16 protein-coding genes are annotated in these 15047 nt (G+C 60.9%); 12 read left to right on the top strand and 4 right to left on the bottom strand.

Translation table 11 applies throughout. The features are described from left to right. Window positions 1-246 precede the first annotated feature (246 nt). From LB453_RS06725 to speG, 6 genes are all read left to right on the top strand, one after another. Window positions 247-1815, top strand: coding sequence for an ABC transporter substrate-binding protein (locus LB453_RS06725; protein ID WP_103794414.1), 1569 nt, complete (start codon window positions 247-249; stop codon window positions 1813-1815). Further along, window positions 1815-2867, top strand: a complete 1053-nt coding sequence (locus tag LB453_RS06720) for an ABC transporter permease (RefSeq protein WP_103794415.1) — start codon at window positions 1815-1817, stop codon at window positions 2865-2867. The genes LB453_RS06725 and LB453_RS06720 overlap by 1 nt, the downstream gene beginning before the upstream one ends. Then, the gene (locus LB453_RS06715; protein WP_103794416.1) at window positions 2864-3721 is read left to right on the top strand and encodes an ABC transporter permease; all 858 of its coding nucleotides are present in this window, start codon (window positions 2864-2866) and stop codon (window positions 3719-3721) included. The genes LB453_RS06720 and LB453_RS06715 overlap by 4 nt, the downstream gene beginning before the upstream one ends. Beyond that, a complete protein-coding gene (locus LB453_RS06710) occupies window positions 3711-4544 on the top strand; it encodes an ABC transporter ATP-binding protein (protein ID WP_103794417.1) in 834 nt (277 codons plus the stop codon). The genes LB453_RS06715 and LB453_RS06710 overlap by 11 nt, the downstream gene beginning before the upstream one ends. Then, window positions 4537-5214 (top strand): ABC transporter ATP-binding protein, encoded by a 678-nt coding sequence (locus LB453_RS06705; RefSeq protein ID WP_103794418.1) that lies wholly within the window; start codon window positions 4537-4539, stop codon window positions 5212-5214. The genes LB453_RS06710 and LB453_RS06705 overlap by 8 nt, the downstream gene beginning before the upstream one ends. A gap of 67 nt (window positions 5215-5281) precedes the next feature. After that, window positions 5282-5827, top strand: a complete 546-nt coding sequence (speG, locus tag LB453_RS06700) for a spermidine N1-acetyltransferase (protein WP_033791956.1) — start codon at window positions 5282-5284, stop codon at window positions 5825-5827. 6 nt (window positions 5828-5833) lie between these two features. On the opposite strand, the gene LB453_RS06695 is transcribed toward speG, so the two are convergent. From LB453_RS06695 to LB453_RS06680, 4 genes are all read right to left on the bottom strand, one after another. Further along, window positions 5834-6253, bottom strand: coding sequence for a hypothetical protein (locus LB453_RS06695; protein WP_103794453.1), 420 nt, complete (start codon window positions 6251-6253; stop codon window positions 5834-5836). Between the two features lie 85 nt (window positions 6254-6338). Continuing rightward, window positions 6339-7274 carry a homocysteine S-methyltransferase gene (mmuM, locus tag LB453_RS06690; RefSeq protein WP_103794419.1) on the bottom strand — a complete coding sequence of 312 codons (936 nt, stop codon included), beginning with the start codon at window positions 7272-7274 and terminating at the stop codon, window positions 6339-6341. Then, window positions 7264-8670 (bottom strand): S-methylmethionine permease, encoded by a 1407-nt coding sequence (mmuP, locus tag LB453_RS06685; RefSeq protein ID WP_103794420.1) that lies wholly within the window; start codon window positions 8668-8670, stop codon window positions 7264-7266. The genes mmuM and mmuP overlap by 11 nt, the downstream gene beginning before the upstream one ends. 135 nt (window positions 8671-8805) lie before the next feature. Beyond that, window positions 8806-9141: a DUF2002 family protein gene (locus LB453_RS06680; protein ID WP_081142412.1), complete on the bottom strand. Its 336-nt coding sequence runs from the start codon at window positions 9139-9141 to the stop codon at window positions 8806-8808. Between the two features lie 152 nt (window positions 9142-9293). Here LB453_RS06680 and LB453_RS06675 point away from each other — a divergent pair, with 152 nt between their 5' ends. From LB453_RS06675 to LB453_RS06650, 6 genes are all read left to right on the top strand, one after another. Next, on the top strand, window positions 9294-9611 hold the full coding sequence (locus LB453_RS06675; protein ID WP_103794421.1) for a DUF883 family protein: 318 nt from the start codon (window positions 9294-9296) through the stop codon (window positions 9609-9611). A 297-nt stretch (window positions 9612-9908) separates the two neighbouring features. After that, entirely contained in the window at window positions 9909-10151 is a 243-nt protein-coding gene (locus tag LB453_RS06670; RefSeq protein WP_103794422.1) for a redoxin NrdH, read from the top strand. Between the two features lie 4 nt (window positions 10152-10155). Then, window positions 10156-10569, top strand: a complete 414-nt coding sequence (nrdI, locus tag LB453_RS06665) for a class Ib ribonucleoside-diphosphate reductase assembly flavoprotein NrdI (protein WP_103794423.1) — start codon at window positions 10156-10158, stop codon at window positions 10567-10569. Between the two features lie 26 nt (window positions 10570-10595). Next, complete coding sequence (nrdE, locus tag LB453_RS06660; protein ID WP_411970217.1) at window positions 10596-12677, top strand: class 1b ribonucleoside-diphosphate reductase subunit alpha; 2082 nt, start codon at window positions 10596-10598, stop codon at window positions 12675-12677. A gap of 8 nt (window positions 12678-12685) precedes the next feature. Continuing rightward, window positions 12686-13645, top strand: a complete 960-nt coding sequence (gene nrdF / locus LB453_RS06655; protein WP_103794454.1) for a class 1b ribonucleoside-diphosphate reductase subunit beta — start codon at window positions 12686-12688, stop codon at window positions 13643-13645. Between the two features lie 210 nt (window positions 13646-13855). Then, the gene (locus tag LB453_RS06650; protein WP_103794425.1) at window positions 13856-15043 is read left to right on the top strand and encodes an MFS transporter; all 1188 of its coding nucleotides are present in this window, start codon (window positions 13856-13858) and stop codon (window positions 15041-15043) included. The last annotated feature ends 4 nt before the right edge of the window (window positions 15044-15047 follow it).

The following is a 15047-nucleotide window of genomic DNA, read 5'->3' as shown; positions in this document are numbered from 1 at the left end:
TGAATTCTCCAGAAGAAAGTTGCCGCCATTATAAGCGCGCCGAAAAAAGGTTAAAGAATAAATTAATGCTAAATGGGCTTCGTTGAGGTTCTGTTTCTCTATACTTACTTAACACCGCTTTGCGGCTCTTATAACCAGAGCGCTACTCTTATAACCTTTCTGCATAAGGTTAGCCAATAATAGACTATTCTTCCTTTAAGCCCTTCCGTACACTCGCGTTACTACTTTATAAGGCAAGGAATTACCATGAAAAAAACCGCTGCTTCCCTGTTGGCGCTTTCGCTGACAGCCGCCTTTGCCGCGCAGGCCGCCACGCCAAAAGATACGCTGGTTATTGCCCAGTCGATCGATGACGCCGACAGCTTCGATCCCGCCAAAGGGTTTGAGCTGACCAGCGTGCAGGCCTTCACCAATATTTATCAGCGCCTGGTCCAGTCCGATCCGCAAAATCCGACCGATCTGAAACCGACGCTGGCGACCAGCTGGCAGCCGGGCAGCGACAACCGCAGCCTGACCTTTGAACTGCGTAAAGACGCTAAATTCTCCAGCGGCAATCCGCTGCGCCCGGAAGATGTCATCTTCTCGCTGGGCCGCGTGGTAAAGCTTAACCTCGATCCCTCTTTTATTCTGACGCAGCTCGGCTGGACCAAAGAGAACGTCGACACCTTCCTGAAGAAAGTTGACGACAACCATGTGCAGATCAGCTGGACCGCTAACGTCAGCCCGACCTACGTGCTGAGCCTGCTCTCCGCGCCGGTCTCCTCTATCGTCGATGAAAAAACCGTGACGGCGAACGAGAAGAATGGCGATCTGGGCAACGGCTGGCTGGCGACAAACTCGGCGGGCAGCGGCCCCTATCAAATCCGTAAAGTGGTGCTGCATCAGGTGGTGCTGCTGAGCGCCAACCCGACCTCGCCGGCGGGCGCGCCGAAGCTGAAAAACGTGCTGATTAAAAACGTGCCGGAACCTGCGGCGCGCCGTCTGCTGCTGGAGCAGGGTGACGCGGATATCGCACGTAACCTCGGTGCCGATCAGATCGCCGCGCTGAAAGGCAAGACGGGCGTGAAGACCGAAGCCTACCCGATGGCGTCGCTCTACTACATTCAGTTTAACATCGGCGGCAACGACACCCTGAAGAACCCGGCGCTGTGGGAAGCGGCACGCTACCTGTTCGACTATAAGGGCATCGCCAACGATCTGCTGAAAGGCCAGTTCGACGTACACCAGACCTTCCTGCCGAAGGGCTTCCTCGGCGCGGTCAACGATACCCCTTACAGCTACGATCCTGAAAAGGCGAAGGCGATTCTGCAGAAAGCGGGCCTGACCAACGTCAGCTTCGATCTCTCTACCAGCAACCAGCCGCCCTATCTCGATATTGCACAGGCGCTGCAGGGCAGCTTTGCTAAAGGCGGCGTGAAGATCAACGTGCAGCCGGGCCTGAGTTCGGAAGTCTCCACCCGCGTTAAGGCGCATAAGTATCAGGCAACGCTGAACGCCTGGGGCGCGGACTATTTCGATCCCAACACCAACGCCGCCTCTTTCGCCTATAACCCGGAAGACGGCAGCAAAACCATCGCCTACCGCTCCGACTGGCACATTCCCGAGCTGAACAAGCAGGTGCTGGCGGCGACCGCGGAGAGCGATCCGCAGAAGCGCGTAGCGCTCTATAAAGCGATGCAGGAGTCGGTGCTGAAAAACTCGCCGTATGTGATCGGCCTGCAGGCGCGCAATCTGGTCGCCCTGCGCGACAACCTGAAGGGCTACGTGCAGGGCATCAACCCTGATATGGTCTACTACTCGCAGGTCAGCAAATAATGGCGCAGTCAGCCTCAGAGGCCGGGTTCGCCCGGCATATCTGGCCGCGCCTGTCGCGGCTGGTAACCAGCCTGCTGTCGCTGCTGGTGACGCTGCTCGGGCTGCTGGCCTTTACCTTTATGCTCTCCCACCTCTCCCCGGTGGATCCGGTGCAGCAGATCGCCGGCGATCACGCCAGCGAAGCGACCTATGCGCAGGTGCGCCACGAGCTGGGGCTGGATCAGCCGGTGCTGGTGCAGTTCTGGCGCTACCTTGAACATCTGGCGCGCGGCGATCTCGGTCTTTCCCAGCTGACCAGTCAGCCGGTGGCGAACGATCTGATGCAGACCTTTCCCGCTACCATCGAGCTGGCGACCTGCTCGATGATCTTCGCCGCGCTCTTCGGCGTCAGCCTGGCGCTGCTCGCCGCCTGGAAGCCTGGCAGCGCGATCGATAACGTGGCGCGCTTCGTCTCTCTGCTCGGCTACTCGGTGCCGGTGTTCTGGCTCGGCCTGCTCGGGCTGCTGCTGTTCTACGCCGTGCTGCACTGGTCGGCCGGACCGGGCCGCCTCGACGATCTCTACGTCTATACGCTGGAGCCGAAAACCGGCTTTGTGCTGATCGATAGCTGGCTCTCCGGCGATCGCGAGATGTTCCGCAACGCTATCGCCCATCTCTGGCTGCCGGTGGTGATCCTCGGCCTGCTGGCGATGGCGGGCATTACCCGCCTGCTGCGCGCCGCGCTGCTGGAAGAGAGCAGCAAAGAGTATGTGACGCTGGCGCGCGCTAAAGGCGCCGGTCGCGGCCGCATTCTGCTGCGCCATATCTTTCCCAACGTGCTGGGCACGCTGGTGACGGTGATCGCCCTCTCCTACGCCACGCTGCTGGAAGGCTCGGTGCTGACCGAGACCGTCTTCGCCTGGCCGGGCGTCGGGCGCTATATGACCAACGCGCTCTTCTCTGCCGACGTTCCCGCTATCCTCGGCTCTACGCTGCTGATCGGCGCCTGCTTCATACTGCTCAACGCCCTGGCGGACGCCTTAACCTGGTTAACCGATCCGAGAACCCGATGACGCAACAACTCTCTGAACTCGAAACCGTGCGGCCGCGCCGCCGCCGTCGCCGCGTCACCTCGCTGACCATCGGCCTGACGCTGGTAGCGGTGCTGGTGCTGACCGCCCTGCTCGCACCGCTGCTGGCGCCTGTCGACCCCAATATGCAGACCATTTCGGCGCGCCTGCTGCCGCCGTCGGCGCAGCACTGGTTCGGCACCGACGGCTTCGGCCGCGATCTGCTCTCACGGGTGATCTACGGCGCGCGTCCGACGCTGCTGCTGGTGTCGCTGATCCTGGTGCTGACCATTCCGGTCGGTCTGCTGGTCGGCATTACCGCCGGCTACGTTGGCGGCTGGACGGAGCGCGTGCTGATGCGCATTACCGATATCTTCCTCTCGCTGCCGAATCTGGTGATTGCGCTGGCGCTGGTGGCGATGCTCGGGCCTGGCCTGATGAACGGCGCGCTGGCGCTGGCGCTCACCAGCTGGCCACCCTTCGCCCGCCAGGCGCGCGCCGAAACCCTGGCGCTGCGCCGCAGCGACTATCTGGCCGCCGCGCGGATGCAGGGCATTACCGGGCTACGCCTGATGTTTGGCCATATTCTGCCGCTTTGCCTGCCTACCGCCGTGGTGCGCGCCGCGCTCAGCCTCGGCGGCATTATCCTTTCCGCCGCCGGCCTCGGCTTCCTCGGCATGGGCGTACAGCCGCCGACCGCCGAATGGGGCTCGATGGTGGCAGAAGGCAGCAAAGTAATTTTCGACCAGTGGTGGGTCGCTGCCGCCCCCGGCGGGGCGATTCTGTTCGCCAGCCTGGCCTTTAACCTGACAGGCGACGGCCTGCGCGACCGACTGGATACCCGCCATGCCAAATGATCTGTTACTTCACGCCGAGTCGCTGAGCATTCGCAGCGACGACGCGCTGCTGGTGGACAACATCAGCTTTAGCATCGGCCGCGAGCGGGTGGCGCTGGTGGGCGAATCGGGCTCCGGCAAGTCGCTGACCGCGCGCTCGCTGATGGGGCTGCTCTCCCCTGCGCTGCGCCTGCACGCGCAAAAACTGGAGTTGGCGGGCCACGACGCGCTGCGCCTGAGCGAAAAAGCCTGGAGCGCGCTGCGCGGCGATACGGTGGCGATGGTGATGCAGGACCCGAAATATGCGCTCAACCCGACGCGCACCATCGGCTGGCAGGTGGAGGAGCCGCTGCTGCTGCACCGCCGCCTCAGCCGCAGCGAGCGCAAAGAGAAAGTGTGCGAAATGCTCGACGCGGTGGGCCTGCCGCAGCCGCGCCAGCTGATGCAGCGCTATCCGCACCAGCTCTCCGGCGGTATGGGCCAGCGCGTGATGCTGGCGATCGCGCTGATTACCGATCCCGCCTTTTTGATCGCCGACGAGCCAACCTCGGCGCTCGATCACGCCATGCGCGATCAGGTGCTGGCGCTGATCCGTCGGCTGGTCGAGGCGCGCAATATGGGCCTGCTGCTGATCAGCCACGATCTGCAGCAGGTCTCCGAACACTGTGAGCGCGTGATGGTGATGTACAAAGGGCGGCTGCTCGATACGCTGCCCGCCGCCGATCTGCCCCACGCTACCCATCCCTATACGCGCACGCTCTGGTCGTGCCGTCCGAGCAAAGCGACCCACGGCCAGCCGCTGCCGGTGCTGGATCGCGCCGCGCTGGAGGCGAATCATGATTAATCTTCAACGGCTTAGCGTCGCGCACAGGCAGGGCTATGAGCTGCGCACCGTGGTGCATGAGGTCGATCTGCAGGTCAACGCCGGTGAATGCTTCGGCCTGGTCGGCCCCTCCGGCTGCGGCAAGTCGTCGCTGCTGTGGGTGATGGCCGGACTCAATCCGCACTGGCAGGGCAGCATGCGGCTGGCGGGTAACGACGTCGCGCCGGGCAGGCCCTTTACCGGCCAGCTGCGCCGCGACGTGCAGATGGTGTTTCAGGATCCCTACGCTTCGCTGCATCCGCGCCATCGCCTGCGCCGCACCCTGGCGGAGCCGCTGAAGCTGCTGCGCCGCGACAGCATCGACGATCGCATCGACCAGGGCTTTCGCCACGTCGGGCTGGATCCGGCGCTGGCGGAGCGCTATCCCCATCAGCTCTCCGGCGGCCAGCGCCAGCGCGTGGCGATCGTGCGCGCGCTGCTGCTGGAGCCGAAGATCCTGCTGCTGGACGAGCCGACCTCGGCGCTGGATATGTCGGTGCAGGCGGAGATCCTTAACCTGCTGAACGATCTCAAGCGCGACGACGGCCTGACGATGGTGCTGGTCAGCCACGATCCCGACGTGATCGACCATATGTGCGATCGCGCCGCGCGCATGGCGCAGGGGCGCATCGTCGAGCAGATCGGCGCCTGAGAGATTGCGCGAGCTGGCGCACCTTGTGCGCTATACTCGCGCCAAATCTGTCAGCAAAGAGGTGACCATGACGGTTAAGCTACGCCCGCTGGAGCGGGAAGATCTGCACTTCGTTCATCAGCTGGATAACAACGCCAGCGTTATGCGCTACTGGTTCGAAGAGCCCTACGAGGCGTTTGTCGAACTCTCCGACCTCTACAACAAGCATATTCACGACCAGAGCGAGCGCCGCTTCGTCGTAGAACATGACGGCCAGAAAGCCGGGCTGGTAGAGCTGGTGGAGATCAACCATGTGCATCGCCGCGCCGAGTTTCAGATCATTATCGATCCGGCGCATCAAGGCAAAGGGCTGGCGAGCCAGGCGGCGAAGCTGGCGATGGAGTACGGCTTTTCCGTGCTGAATCTCTACAAGCTCTATCTGATTGTCGATCAGGAGAACGAGAAGGCGATTCACATTTACAGCAAGCTGGGGTTTGAGACGGAGGGCGTGCTGAAGCACGAGTTCTTTATCAACGGCGAGTACCGCAACACCATTCGCATGTGCATTTTCCAGCATCAGTTTCTGGAAAGGTTCCGCTCAGGCGGCGCGATGGTGAAGCCCACCGCGCAGTAGTTGCCGTCAGCCGCGCGCGCCGACCGGATTAAGGAAGGGGCGCGGATTTTCCGGCTGGAGGTTGTACATCCCGCCGTTAAAGGGATCGACCAGCAGCCAGCCGGGAAAACCGCCCAGCGGAATATTACCCAGCAGATACCAGAGATTCGCTTTACCTTCGATCGGCAGCGTCACCGGCACGTAGCCCGGACTCTCCAGCATCACCTGATAGTGCTTTTTACCGAAATAGCGGCCGGTGGACTTGGCCAGCTCGACGGTTTGTGGCGTATAGCCCTCTGCGACGGCGCGTCCATCCTCATCCTGCACGGTAAAACGCGCGCCCTGCGGCAGCGAGTCGATACGCACCGCCTGAGTCGACGAGCCGACAATCGAGGCGCAGCCGCTAAGCAGCAGCGCGGCGGCAAGGATAAGAAGTCGCTGTTTCATGAAGGCATCCGCTAAAGAGTCAGAAAGGGCAGTGTAAACCGCCCCTGCGCCGTTAATCGCTCTATCATCGCCTGTTTTCTGCGCTTTATTGCGGTTGACAGCCGTGCGCAATCGCCGCGATATCCTGCGGCGTGGTGCGGCAGCAGCCGCCGATCAGCCGCGCGCCAGCGGCGCGCCACTCGGGCAGCTTGTCATGCAGCGTGCAGCCCGACGGCGCCGAGTGCCAGGTTTTGCTGCTGGCGTCGTACTGTTCTCCAGAGTTGGGGTAGACCACCAGCGGCTTGCTGGTCAGCGTCTGCAGCTGCTGGAGCGCAGGCGTCGCCTGTTCCAGCGCGACGCAGTTAATGCCCAGCGCCACGATCTGCGGCTGCGCCTGCAGGAAAGCCGCCACCTCGCGCAGCGGCGTGCCGTCGCTGATGTGCGCCGCATCGCGCAGCGTAAAGGAGAACCAGGCCTGCGCCTCGGGAAACTCCGCCAGCAGCGCGGTCAGCGCCTGCGCTTCGGCAAAGGAAGGCAGGGTTTCGCACGCCAGCAGATCGGCCCCCGCCGCCAGCAGCGCCTGCACGCGCGGACGGTGGAACGCCTTCATCTCTTCGTCCGGCAGCGCATAGTCGCCGCGATATTCCGCGCCGTTGGCGAGAAAGGCACCGTACGGCCCTACCGATCCCGCCACCAGCAGCGCGGCCTGGCTGCCGCTCGCGGCGCGATAGTCGTCGCGCGCCCGTCGCGCCAGCTCAACGCTGCGGGCAATTAACTGCAGCGACTGCGCCTCGTCCAGCCCGCGCGCGGCAAAGCCCTGCGGCGTCGCCTGATAGCTGGCGGTAATGGCGACGCGCGCCCCGGCGGCGAAGTAGTCGCGGTGAACCTGATAGATCAGCTCGGGGTTTTCCATCAGCACCTTCGCGGACCAGAGGGCGTCCGCCAGGTTGCAGCCGCGCGCCTCAAGTTCGGTCGCCAGCGCGCCGTCCAGAATCAACATCTCGCTTTCAGCCAGCGCCTGCGCCACGGAATTATGCTGCATCTTTGGCCTCCTCAGCCTGCGTTTTTTTATGGGTGATAGCGTAAACCGCATAGCAGAGCAGCACAAAGGGAATGCCGCACCAGAGCGCGATGCGCTGCGAAGGATCGAACGCCAGTCCGACGCAGGCCAGCAGGCAGAGAGCGAAGCCCAGTATCGGCGTCAGCGGATAGAGCGGCGCGCGGTAGACCAGCTCGCTCAGCGCCCTGCCCTGCGCCAGATGATGACGGCGGAACATATAGTGCGATGCGCAGATGCTGAGCCAGACGGCGACCACCGCGAAGCCGGAGATAGCTGACAGCGCGACAAATACCGTGTCCGGCGCGATTACGCTGGAGAGCAGCGCCAGTACGCCGCCCAGCATGCTGACGGTGATCGCCAGCTGCGGCACGCCGCGTTTATTGACGCGGGCGAAGCAGCGCGGCAGCGTCTTTTCATTCGCCAGCGACCAGAGCATGCGTCCCGACGCGTATAGCCCGGAGTTTGCCGCCGAGAGGATCGCCGTGAGGATAACAAAGTTAACGATATCGGCCGCCCAGGGAATGCCGATCTTTTCAAACACCACGACAAAGGGGCTTTTAACGATGCCCGCCTGCTCCATCGGGATCAGCGCCGCCAGCACCAGCACCGTGCCGACAAAAAAGATAATTAGCCGCGCCACCGTGGTACGAATCGCCAGCGGCAGCACTTTCTGCGGATTTTCGGTTTCGCCTGCGGCGATGCCGATCAGCTCGGTGCCGGAGAAGGCGAAGTTAACCGCCACCATGGTCATGATAATCGGCAAAATACCGTGCGGCAGCCAGCCGTGCTGGGTGAGATTGCTCAGCCCGGGTGCGGCGCTGCCATCTTTCAGCGGGATAAAGCCGAACATCGCCGCCGCGCCCAGCACGATAAAGGCGATGATGGTGACAACTTTGATCAGCGAGAACCAGAACTCCCCTTCGGCGAAGAAGCGCGTAGAGATGATATTCAGCAGGTAGATGGCGACGCAGAACAGCAGACACCAGATCCATACCGGCACCTGCGGAAACCAGTACTGCATACAGAAGCCTGCGGCGGTAAAGCTGGAGCCGAGCGCCACCGTCCAGGTGAGCCAGTAGAGCCAGGCGACGGTATAGCCGGTGGCCGGACTGAGATAGCGCGCCGCGTAGACGTGAAACGCGCCGGTTTCGGGCATCGCCACCGATAGCTCGCCCAGGCAGACCATAACCAGCCAGACCACCAGCGCGCCGATCAGGTAGGCAAGCAGCGTGCCTGCCGCGCCGGTTGTGGAGATAATATAGCCGGTATTGAAAAACAGCCCGGTGCCGATAACGCCGCCCAGCGACAGCATCACCAGATGGCGCGTTTTCATGGTGCGCTTAAATTGATCCCGTGACGGGTTTTCCTGCTCGCTCATCTTTTTTATCCATATGGACGTCTAAACATCTATATGGCAGGTTTATACGCGTCGCCGCCGGGAATTGCAACGTGATAAAAGATAAGGTTTTGCTAAAAAAGGTGCCGTGCCCCGCGCTGACGGGGCGGGCGGCCATCAGCCAAAGACGCTTTGCAGATAGCGCTCCAGCGCGACGCGCGAACTGAAACCGTGGGGAATGCCGTAGTGCTCCTGCGACTCGCCCGCCAGATAGAGCGGAAAACGGGTGTAGTGATCGCAGGTTTTCACCTCTGATGCCGGTTCGGCGAACGGCTGACTCTTCTCTTTTAGCGTGGGGTGGATCACCAGCGCCGTGCGTCCCATACGGGCTTCGCGGTTAACATAGACATAGCTGTCACCACGGCGATAGCCGTAAGCTTTGGGCGTGACCTCGTCAACTTCGAATCCCGCCTTCTCCAGAACGCGCGCTACCTCATCGGGTCGTAAATACATGCTCTCTCCTCTCTTCTTTCAAGCCCCGCAACCTTACAACAGCACGCCGCCGTGCGGCTTTCGGAATTTCCCTAAACCCCGGCGCTGCCGATGCGTTTATCAGCGCATCGTCTACACTGAGTATTGCGTTTAAAATCAAAGGGAGCGAAAAAATGTTTAATCGAACCACTAAAAACGATGACATTGATGTTAACCAGGATGTGAACGATCTTGCTGATTCGCTGGAAGCGCTGCTGAAATCCTACGGCAGCGAAGCGAAAGATGAGGTGGACTCTGCGCGCAGTCAGGCGCAGGCGCTGCTGAAACAGACGCGCGCGAAGCTGAACGGCGGTCATAACCGCGTTTCGCAGGCGGCGCGCGATGCAGGCTGTCAGGTTGACGCCTATGTACACAGCAAACCCTGGCACGGCGTGGGCATCGGCGCTGCGGTTGGCCTGGTGTTAGGCGCGCTGCTGGTGGGTCGCCGCTAATCTCGTCAGACTCGACAAGGCCTCGCGCAAGCGGGGCTTTTTTTCGCCTCTTACCCGCCCGCCCCTCTTTACAAAATTATTTCCTCTGCCCCGATCCGCATGCCGCCTGGCGTTAGCCTTTTTTTGCCGATCTTTTGCCAGAATCCCTATATATAGTGCGCTTGAATTTTTATAACGCTATATCTAGTATTCTCTCTATCACCCAGCCACAAGATGCGAGCCGCGACGCCGTCCGTAACAGGGACCTTCGTCTGCGGATTATGCTACCTGGCCCATGACCAAAGGGAAATACGAATCATGCGCATTATTATTTACACCAAAGATAACTGTGTCCAGTGCAATGCGACGAAGCACGCCATGGATCGTCACGGCATCGACTATCAGCTGATCAATCTCGACGCGCAGCCTGAAGCCGTCGACAGCCTGAAAGCGCTCGGCTACCGCCAGGTGCCGGTGGTGATGGCGGGCAGCGACCACTGGAGCGGCTTCCGCCCGGACAAAATCGCCGGTCTGCGCCAGCCCGCGGCGGCGGGAGAGTAGCGCCATGTTTCCACTGGTCTACTTCTCCAGCCAGTCGGAAAACACCCATCGGTTTATTACCCGTCTTGGGCTACCGGCGCGGCGCATTCCGCTCGATCTCGCGGCGCGCCTGCATCACGACCAGCCCTATATTCTCGTCGTTCCCAGCTATGGCGGCGGCGGCAGTCGCGGCGCGGTGCCGAGACAGGTAATTCACTTTCTTAATGATGAATCGAACCGGCGCGGCATTCGCGGCGTGATCGCCGCGGGCAACCGCAATTTTGGCGAGGCTTACTGCCTGGCGGGCGACATTATCGCGCAAAAATGCCAGGTTCCCGTGCTCTACCGCTTTGAGCTGATGGGAACGCCGGACGACATCGCCACGGTTAAAGCGGGAGTAACCCAATTTTGGCAACAACAGACACCCTCAACGGCGTAACGCTCGACTATCACGCGCTAAACGCCATGCTGAACCTCTATGATGCCGACGGCCGCATCCAGTTCGGCAAAGATCGCGAAGCGACGCGCCAGTTCTTTCTGCAGCACGTCGCGCCGAATACCCGCACCTTTGCCAGTGCGGCAGAGCGTCTGCGCTATCTGGTCGAAGAAGGCTATTACGAAGCGGCGGTGCTGAATCAGTACGATTTCGATTTTCTGTGCCGTTTTCATAACGAGGCGGCGGCCTGGGGCTTTGAATTCAAAACCTTTCTCGGCGCGTGGAAGTTTTACACCAGCTACACGCTGAAGAGCTTTGACGGCAAAAGCTACCTGGAAACCTTTGAGCAGCGCGCCTGTATGGTGGCGCTGACGCTGGCGCAGGGCAGCGAGACGCTGGCGCGCTCGCTGCTGGAGGAGATGCTGAGCGGCCGCTTCCAGCCTGCGACGCCTACCTTTCTGAACTGTGGCAAACAGCAGCGCGGCGAGCTGGTCTCCTGTTTTCTGCTGCGCATCGAAGACAATATGGAGTCGATTGGCCGCGCGGTGAACTCCGCACTCCAGCTGTCAAAACGCGGCGGCGGCGTGGCATTCCTGCTCTCTAACCTGCGTGAAAACGGCGCGCCGATTAAGCGCATCGAAAACCAGTCTTCTGGCGTGATCCCGGTGATGAAAATGCTGGAGGACGCCTTCTCCTACGCCAACCAGCTTGGCGCGCGTCAGGGGGCGGGCGCGGTGTGGCTTAATGCGCATCATCCCGACATTTTGCGCTTTCTCGATACCAAGCGGGAGAATGCCGACGAGAAGATCCGCATCAAGACGCTGTCGCTCGGCGTGGTGATCCCCGATATCACCTTTCAGCTGGCAAAAGAGAATCGCCAGATGGCGCTGTTCTCGCCCTATGACGTGGAGCGGATTTACGGCCAGGCGTTCGGCGACATCAGCATCAGCGAGAAGTATGAGGAGATGGTGGCGGACGATCGCATCCGCAAGCGCTGGATCCAGCCGCGCGACTTTTTCCAGACGCTGGCGGAGATCCAGTTTGAGTCCGGCTATCCCTACATCATGTATGAGGACAGCGTAAACCGCAGTAACCCGATCGCCGGCCGCATCAATATGAGCAACCTCTGCTCGGAGATTTTGCAGGTCAACAGCGCCAGCGAGTTCAACGACGATCTCAGCTATCGCCGCGTCGGCAAGGATATCTCCTGCAACCTCGGCTCGCTAAATATCGCCCACGCGATGGATTCGCGCGATCTCGCCAATACCGTGGCGGTCGCGGTGCGCGCGCTGACGGCGGTCTCCGATATGAGCCATATCGGCTCGGTGCCGTCGGTGGCCGAAGGCAATCAGCGCTCGCACGCCATCGGTCTGGGCCAGATGAACCTGCACGGCTATCTGGCGCGGGAAGGGATCGCCTACGGTTCGCCGGAAGCGCTCGATTTCACTAACCTCTATTTCTACTGCGTGACTTACCATGCGCTGCGCACCTCTAACCAGCTGGCGCGCGAGCGCGGGCAGCGTTTCGACGGCTTTGAGCGCTCGACCTACGCCAGCGGCGGCTACTTCGACAAATATGTCGAGCGCGACTGGCTGCCGCGCACCGAACGCGCGGCGCGGTTGTTCGTCGAGGCGGGGATTGCGCTGCCGACGCGCGCCGACTGGCAGGCGCTGCGCGAGGCGGTGATGGCGCACGGTTTATATAACCAGAACCTGCAGGCGATTCCGCCCACCGGCTCGATCTCCTATATCAACCACGCCACGTCGAGTATCCACCCGATCGTGTCGCGCATTGAAATCCGCAAAGAGGGCAAGACCGGACGCGTTTACTATCCCGCGCCCTTTCTCACCAACGAGAACCTCGATCTTTATCAGGATGCCTATCAGATCGGGCCGGAAGCGATTATCGATACCTACGCCGAAGCGACGCAGCATGTGGATCAGGGGCTGTCGCTGACGCTCTTTTTCCGCGATGACGTCACCACCCGCGATATCAACAAAGCGCAGATTTACGCCTGGAAGAAAGGCATCAAAACGCTTTACTACATTCGACTGCGCCAGATGGCGCTACAGGGCACGGAGGTGCAGGGCTGCGTATCCTGCGCCCTGTGATGGAAACTATGCGACTACAACAGATTCAGGCGATTAACTGGAACCGCCTTCAGGACGAGAAAGATCTTGAAGTGTGGAACCGTCTTACCAGCAACTTCTGGCTGCCGGAAAAGGTGCCGCTGTCGAACGATCTGCCCGCCTGGCAGACGCTGGACAGCCAGCAGCAGCAGCTCACTATCCGGGTATTTACCGGGCTGACGCTGCTCGACACCATTCAAAACGTCATTGGCGCGCCGGGCCTGATGCCGGACGCGCTGACGCCGCACGAAGAGGCGGTGCTCTCCAATATCAGCTTTATGGAGGCGGTACACGCGCGCTCTTACAGCTCGATTTTCTCAACGCTCTGCAACACCAGCGACGTCGACGCCGCCTATCAGTGGAGCGAAGAGAATGAGGCGCTGCAGAACAAGGCGCGCATTATTCTGCAGCACTACCGCGCCGACGACCCGCTGAAGAAAAAGATCGCCAGCGTGTTTCTCGAGTCGTTTCTGTTCTACTCCGGCTTCTGGCTGCCGATGTACTGGTCCAGCCGCGGCAAGCTGACCAATACCGCCGACCTGATCCGCTTAATCATTCGCGATGAGGCGGTGCACGGCTACTACATCGGCTACAAGTATCAGAAAGCGCTGGAACAGGTGGATGAGCCGCGCAAAGAGGCGCTGCAGCAGTTCGCCATTGATCTGCTGCTGGCGCTGTATGAAAACGAGGTGGTTTACACCGAAGCGCTCTATAGCGACGTGGGCTGGGCCGAGGAAGTGAAAACCTTTTTGCACTACAACGCTAACAAGGCGCTGATGAACCTGGGCTATGAGGCGCTTTTCCCGGCGGATATGACAGCGGTCAACCCGGCCATTCTCGCCGCGCTTTCGCCTAACGCCGACGAAAACCACGATTTCTTCTCCGGCTCTGGCTCCTCCTACGTGATGGGCAAAGCGGTAGAAACCGAAGACGAAGACTGGGACTTTTAATGCGCTGATGTCGGGCCTGCCGCGGCCCGGCATTATTATCTTCGCCGCGCCCCCTGCTCAGTCTGGGACTGACCTTCTCTGCCCCTCTCTTTCTGCGCCAGCATTTTCTGCTGATGCGACTGGTACGTCCTGTCAATTTACCCATCAATGAAATAGTTTTTTGGGTTACTATTACCCGATTATGATTATTACTCTCTGCGCGCTCTCTACATGAATGTTCATCGCCATACGCTAACGCCTGCACTGGTGTTGCTGATGTCTGTCGCCACCGGTCTTTCGGTGGCAAGCAACTACTATGTTCAGCCCCTGCTCAATACCATCGCCCAGAACTTTGATCTTTCCGTCAGCATGGCGGGATTTATTGTCACCACTGCGCAGCTCGGCTACGCCTGCGGCCTGCTGCTGCTGGTGCCGCTTGGCGATATGCTTGAGCGTCGCGCCCTGATCGTCGGCATGAGCCTGCTGGCGGCTGGCGGCATGGTGATGACCGCCACCTCCTCTTCTTTTACGCTGCTGCTGCTGGGCACGGTGCTGACAGGCCTCTTTTCAGTGGTGGCGCAGATCCTGGTTCCTCTCGCCGCAACGCTGGCGCCGCCGGAGAAGCGCGGCAGAATCGTCGGTACGGTGATGAGCGGCCTGCTGCTCGGCATTCTGCTGGCGCGCACCGTCGCGGGCGCGCTGGCGCAGTTGGGCGGCTGGCGTACCGTTTACTGGACCGCCAGCGTCCTGATGGTACTGATGGCACTGGCGCTGTGGCGCTTTCTGCCGCAGGTGAAACCCACGGTGTCGCTAAACTATCCGCAGCTGCTGAAATCGATTTTCCAGATCTACCGGGCGAATCGCGTTATTCGTACTCGCGCCTGGACCGGCTGCCTCTCTTTCGCCAACTTTAGCGTGCTCTGGACGTCGATGGCCTTTCTGCTCGCCTCGCCGCCTTACGGCTACTCCGAAGGCGAAATCGGCCTGCTGGGACTGGTCGGCGCGGCGGGCGCGCTGGCCGCGCGTCAGGCTGGCTCGCTGGCGGATAAAGGCAAAGCCAAAATGACCACCACGCTGGGCCTGCTGATTATGCTCGCCTCCTGGGGCATGACGGCGATGGGTGCGCACTCGCTGGCGGCGCTGATTGTCGGCATACTGCTGCTCGACCTGGCGGTTCAGGGGGTGCATATCACCAATCAGAGCGTCATCTATAGCCAGATGCCCGAGGCGCGCAATCGCCTTACCGCTGGCTATATGACCAGCTATTTTATCGGCGGCGCGTTCGGCTCGCTTCTCTCCGCCAACGCCTTTCACTTTGCCGGCTGGTACGGCGTGTGCGCCGCTGGCGTGGTGATGACGCTGCTCAACCTGCTGATTTGGTGGCGCGGTTACCGCTTCGAAGCCCCCTTAAGTAAGTAAATAA

Source organism: Pantoea agglomerans, assembly GCF_020149765.1.
Classification (GTDB): Bacteria; Pseudomonadota; Gammaproteobacteria; order Enterobacterales; family Enterobacteriaceae; genus Pantoea; species Pantoea alvi.
Note: the sequence above shows the minus strand (reverse complement) of the source record. Positions and strands in the feature narration are given on the sequence as shown.

Coding starts and splice junctions, on each gene's coding strand:
- LB453_RS06725 (WP_103794414.1), top strand. CDS start 247: ATGAAAAAAACCGCTGCTTCCCTGTTGGCGCTTTCGCTGACAGCCGCC.
- LB453_RS06720 (WP_103794415.1), top strand. CDS start 1,815: ATGGCGCAGTCAGCCTCAGAGGCCGGGTTCGCCCGGCATATCTGGCCG.
- LB453_RS06715 (WP_103794416.1), top strand. CDS start 2,864: ATGACGCAACAACTCTCTGAACTCGAAACCGTGCGGCCGCGCCGCCGC.
- LB453_RS06710 (WP_103794417.1), top strand. CDS start 3,711: ATGCCAAATGATCTGTTACTTCACGCCGAGTCGCTGAGCATTCGCAGC.
- LB453_RS06705 (WP_103794418.1), top strand. CDS start 4,537: ATGATTAATCTTCAACGGCTTAGCGTCGCGCACAGGCAGGGCTATGAG.
- speG (WP_033791956.1), top strand. CDS start 5,282: ATGACGGTTAAGCTACGCCCGCTGGAGCGGGAAGATCTGCACTTCGTT.
- LB453_RS06695 (WP_103794453.1), bottom strand. CDS start 6,253: ATGAAACAGCGACTTCTTATCCTTGCCGCCGCGCTGCTGCTTAGCGGC.
- mmuM (WP_103794419.1), bottom strand. CDS start 7,274: ATGCAGCATAATTCCGTGGCGCAGGCGCTGGCTGAAAGCGAGATGTTG.
- mmuP (WP_103794420.1), bottom strand. CDS start 8,670: ATGAGCGAGCAGGAAAACCCGTCACGGGATCAATTTAAGCGCACCATG.
- LB453_RS06680 (WP_081142412.1), bottom strand. CDS start 9,141: ATGTATTTACGACCCGATGAGGTAGCGCGCGTTCTGGAGAAGGCGGGA.
- LB453_RS06675 (WP_103794421.1), top strand. CDS start 9,294: ATGTTTAATCGAACCACTAAAAACGATGACATTGATGTTAACCAGGAT.
- LB453_RS06670 (WP_103794422.1), top strand. CDS start 9,909: ATGCGCATTATTATTTACACCAAAGATAACTGTGTCCAGTGCAATGCG.
- nrdI (WP_103794423.1), top strand. CDS start 10,156: ATGTTTCCACTGGTCTACTTCTCCAGCCAGTCGGAAAACACCCATCGG.
- nrdE (WP_411970217.1), top strand. CDS start 10,596: ATGCTGAACCTCTATGATGCCGACGGCCGCATCCAGTTCGGCAAAGAT.
- nrdF (WP_103794454.1), top strand. CDS start 12,686: ATGCGACTACAACAGATTCAGGCGATTAACTGGAACCGCCTTCAGGAC.
- LB453_RS06650 (WP_103794425.1), top strand. CDS start 13,856: ATGAATGTTCATCGCCATACGCTAACGCCTGCACTGGTGTTGCTGATG.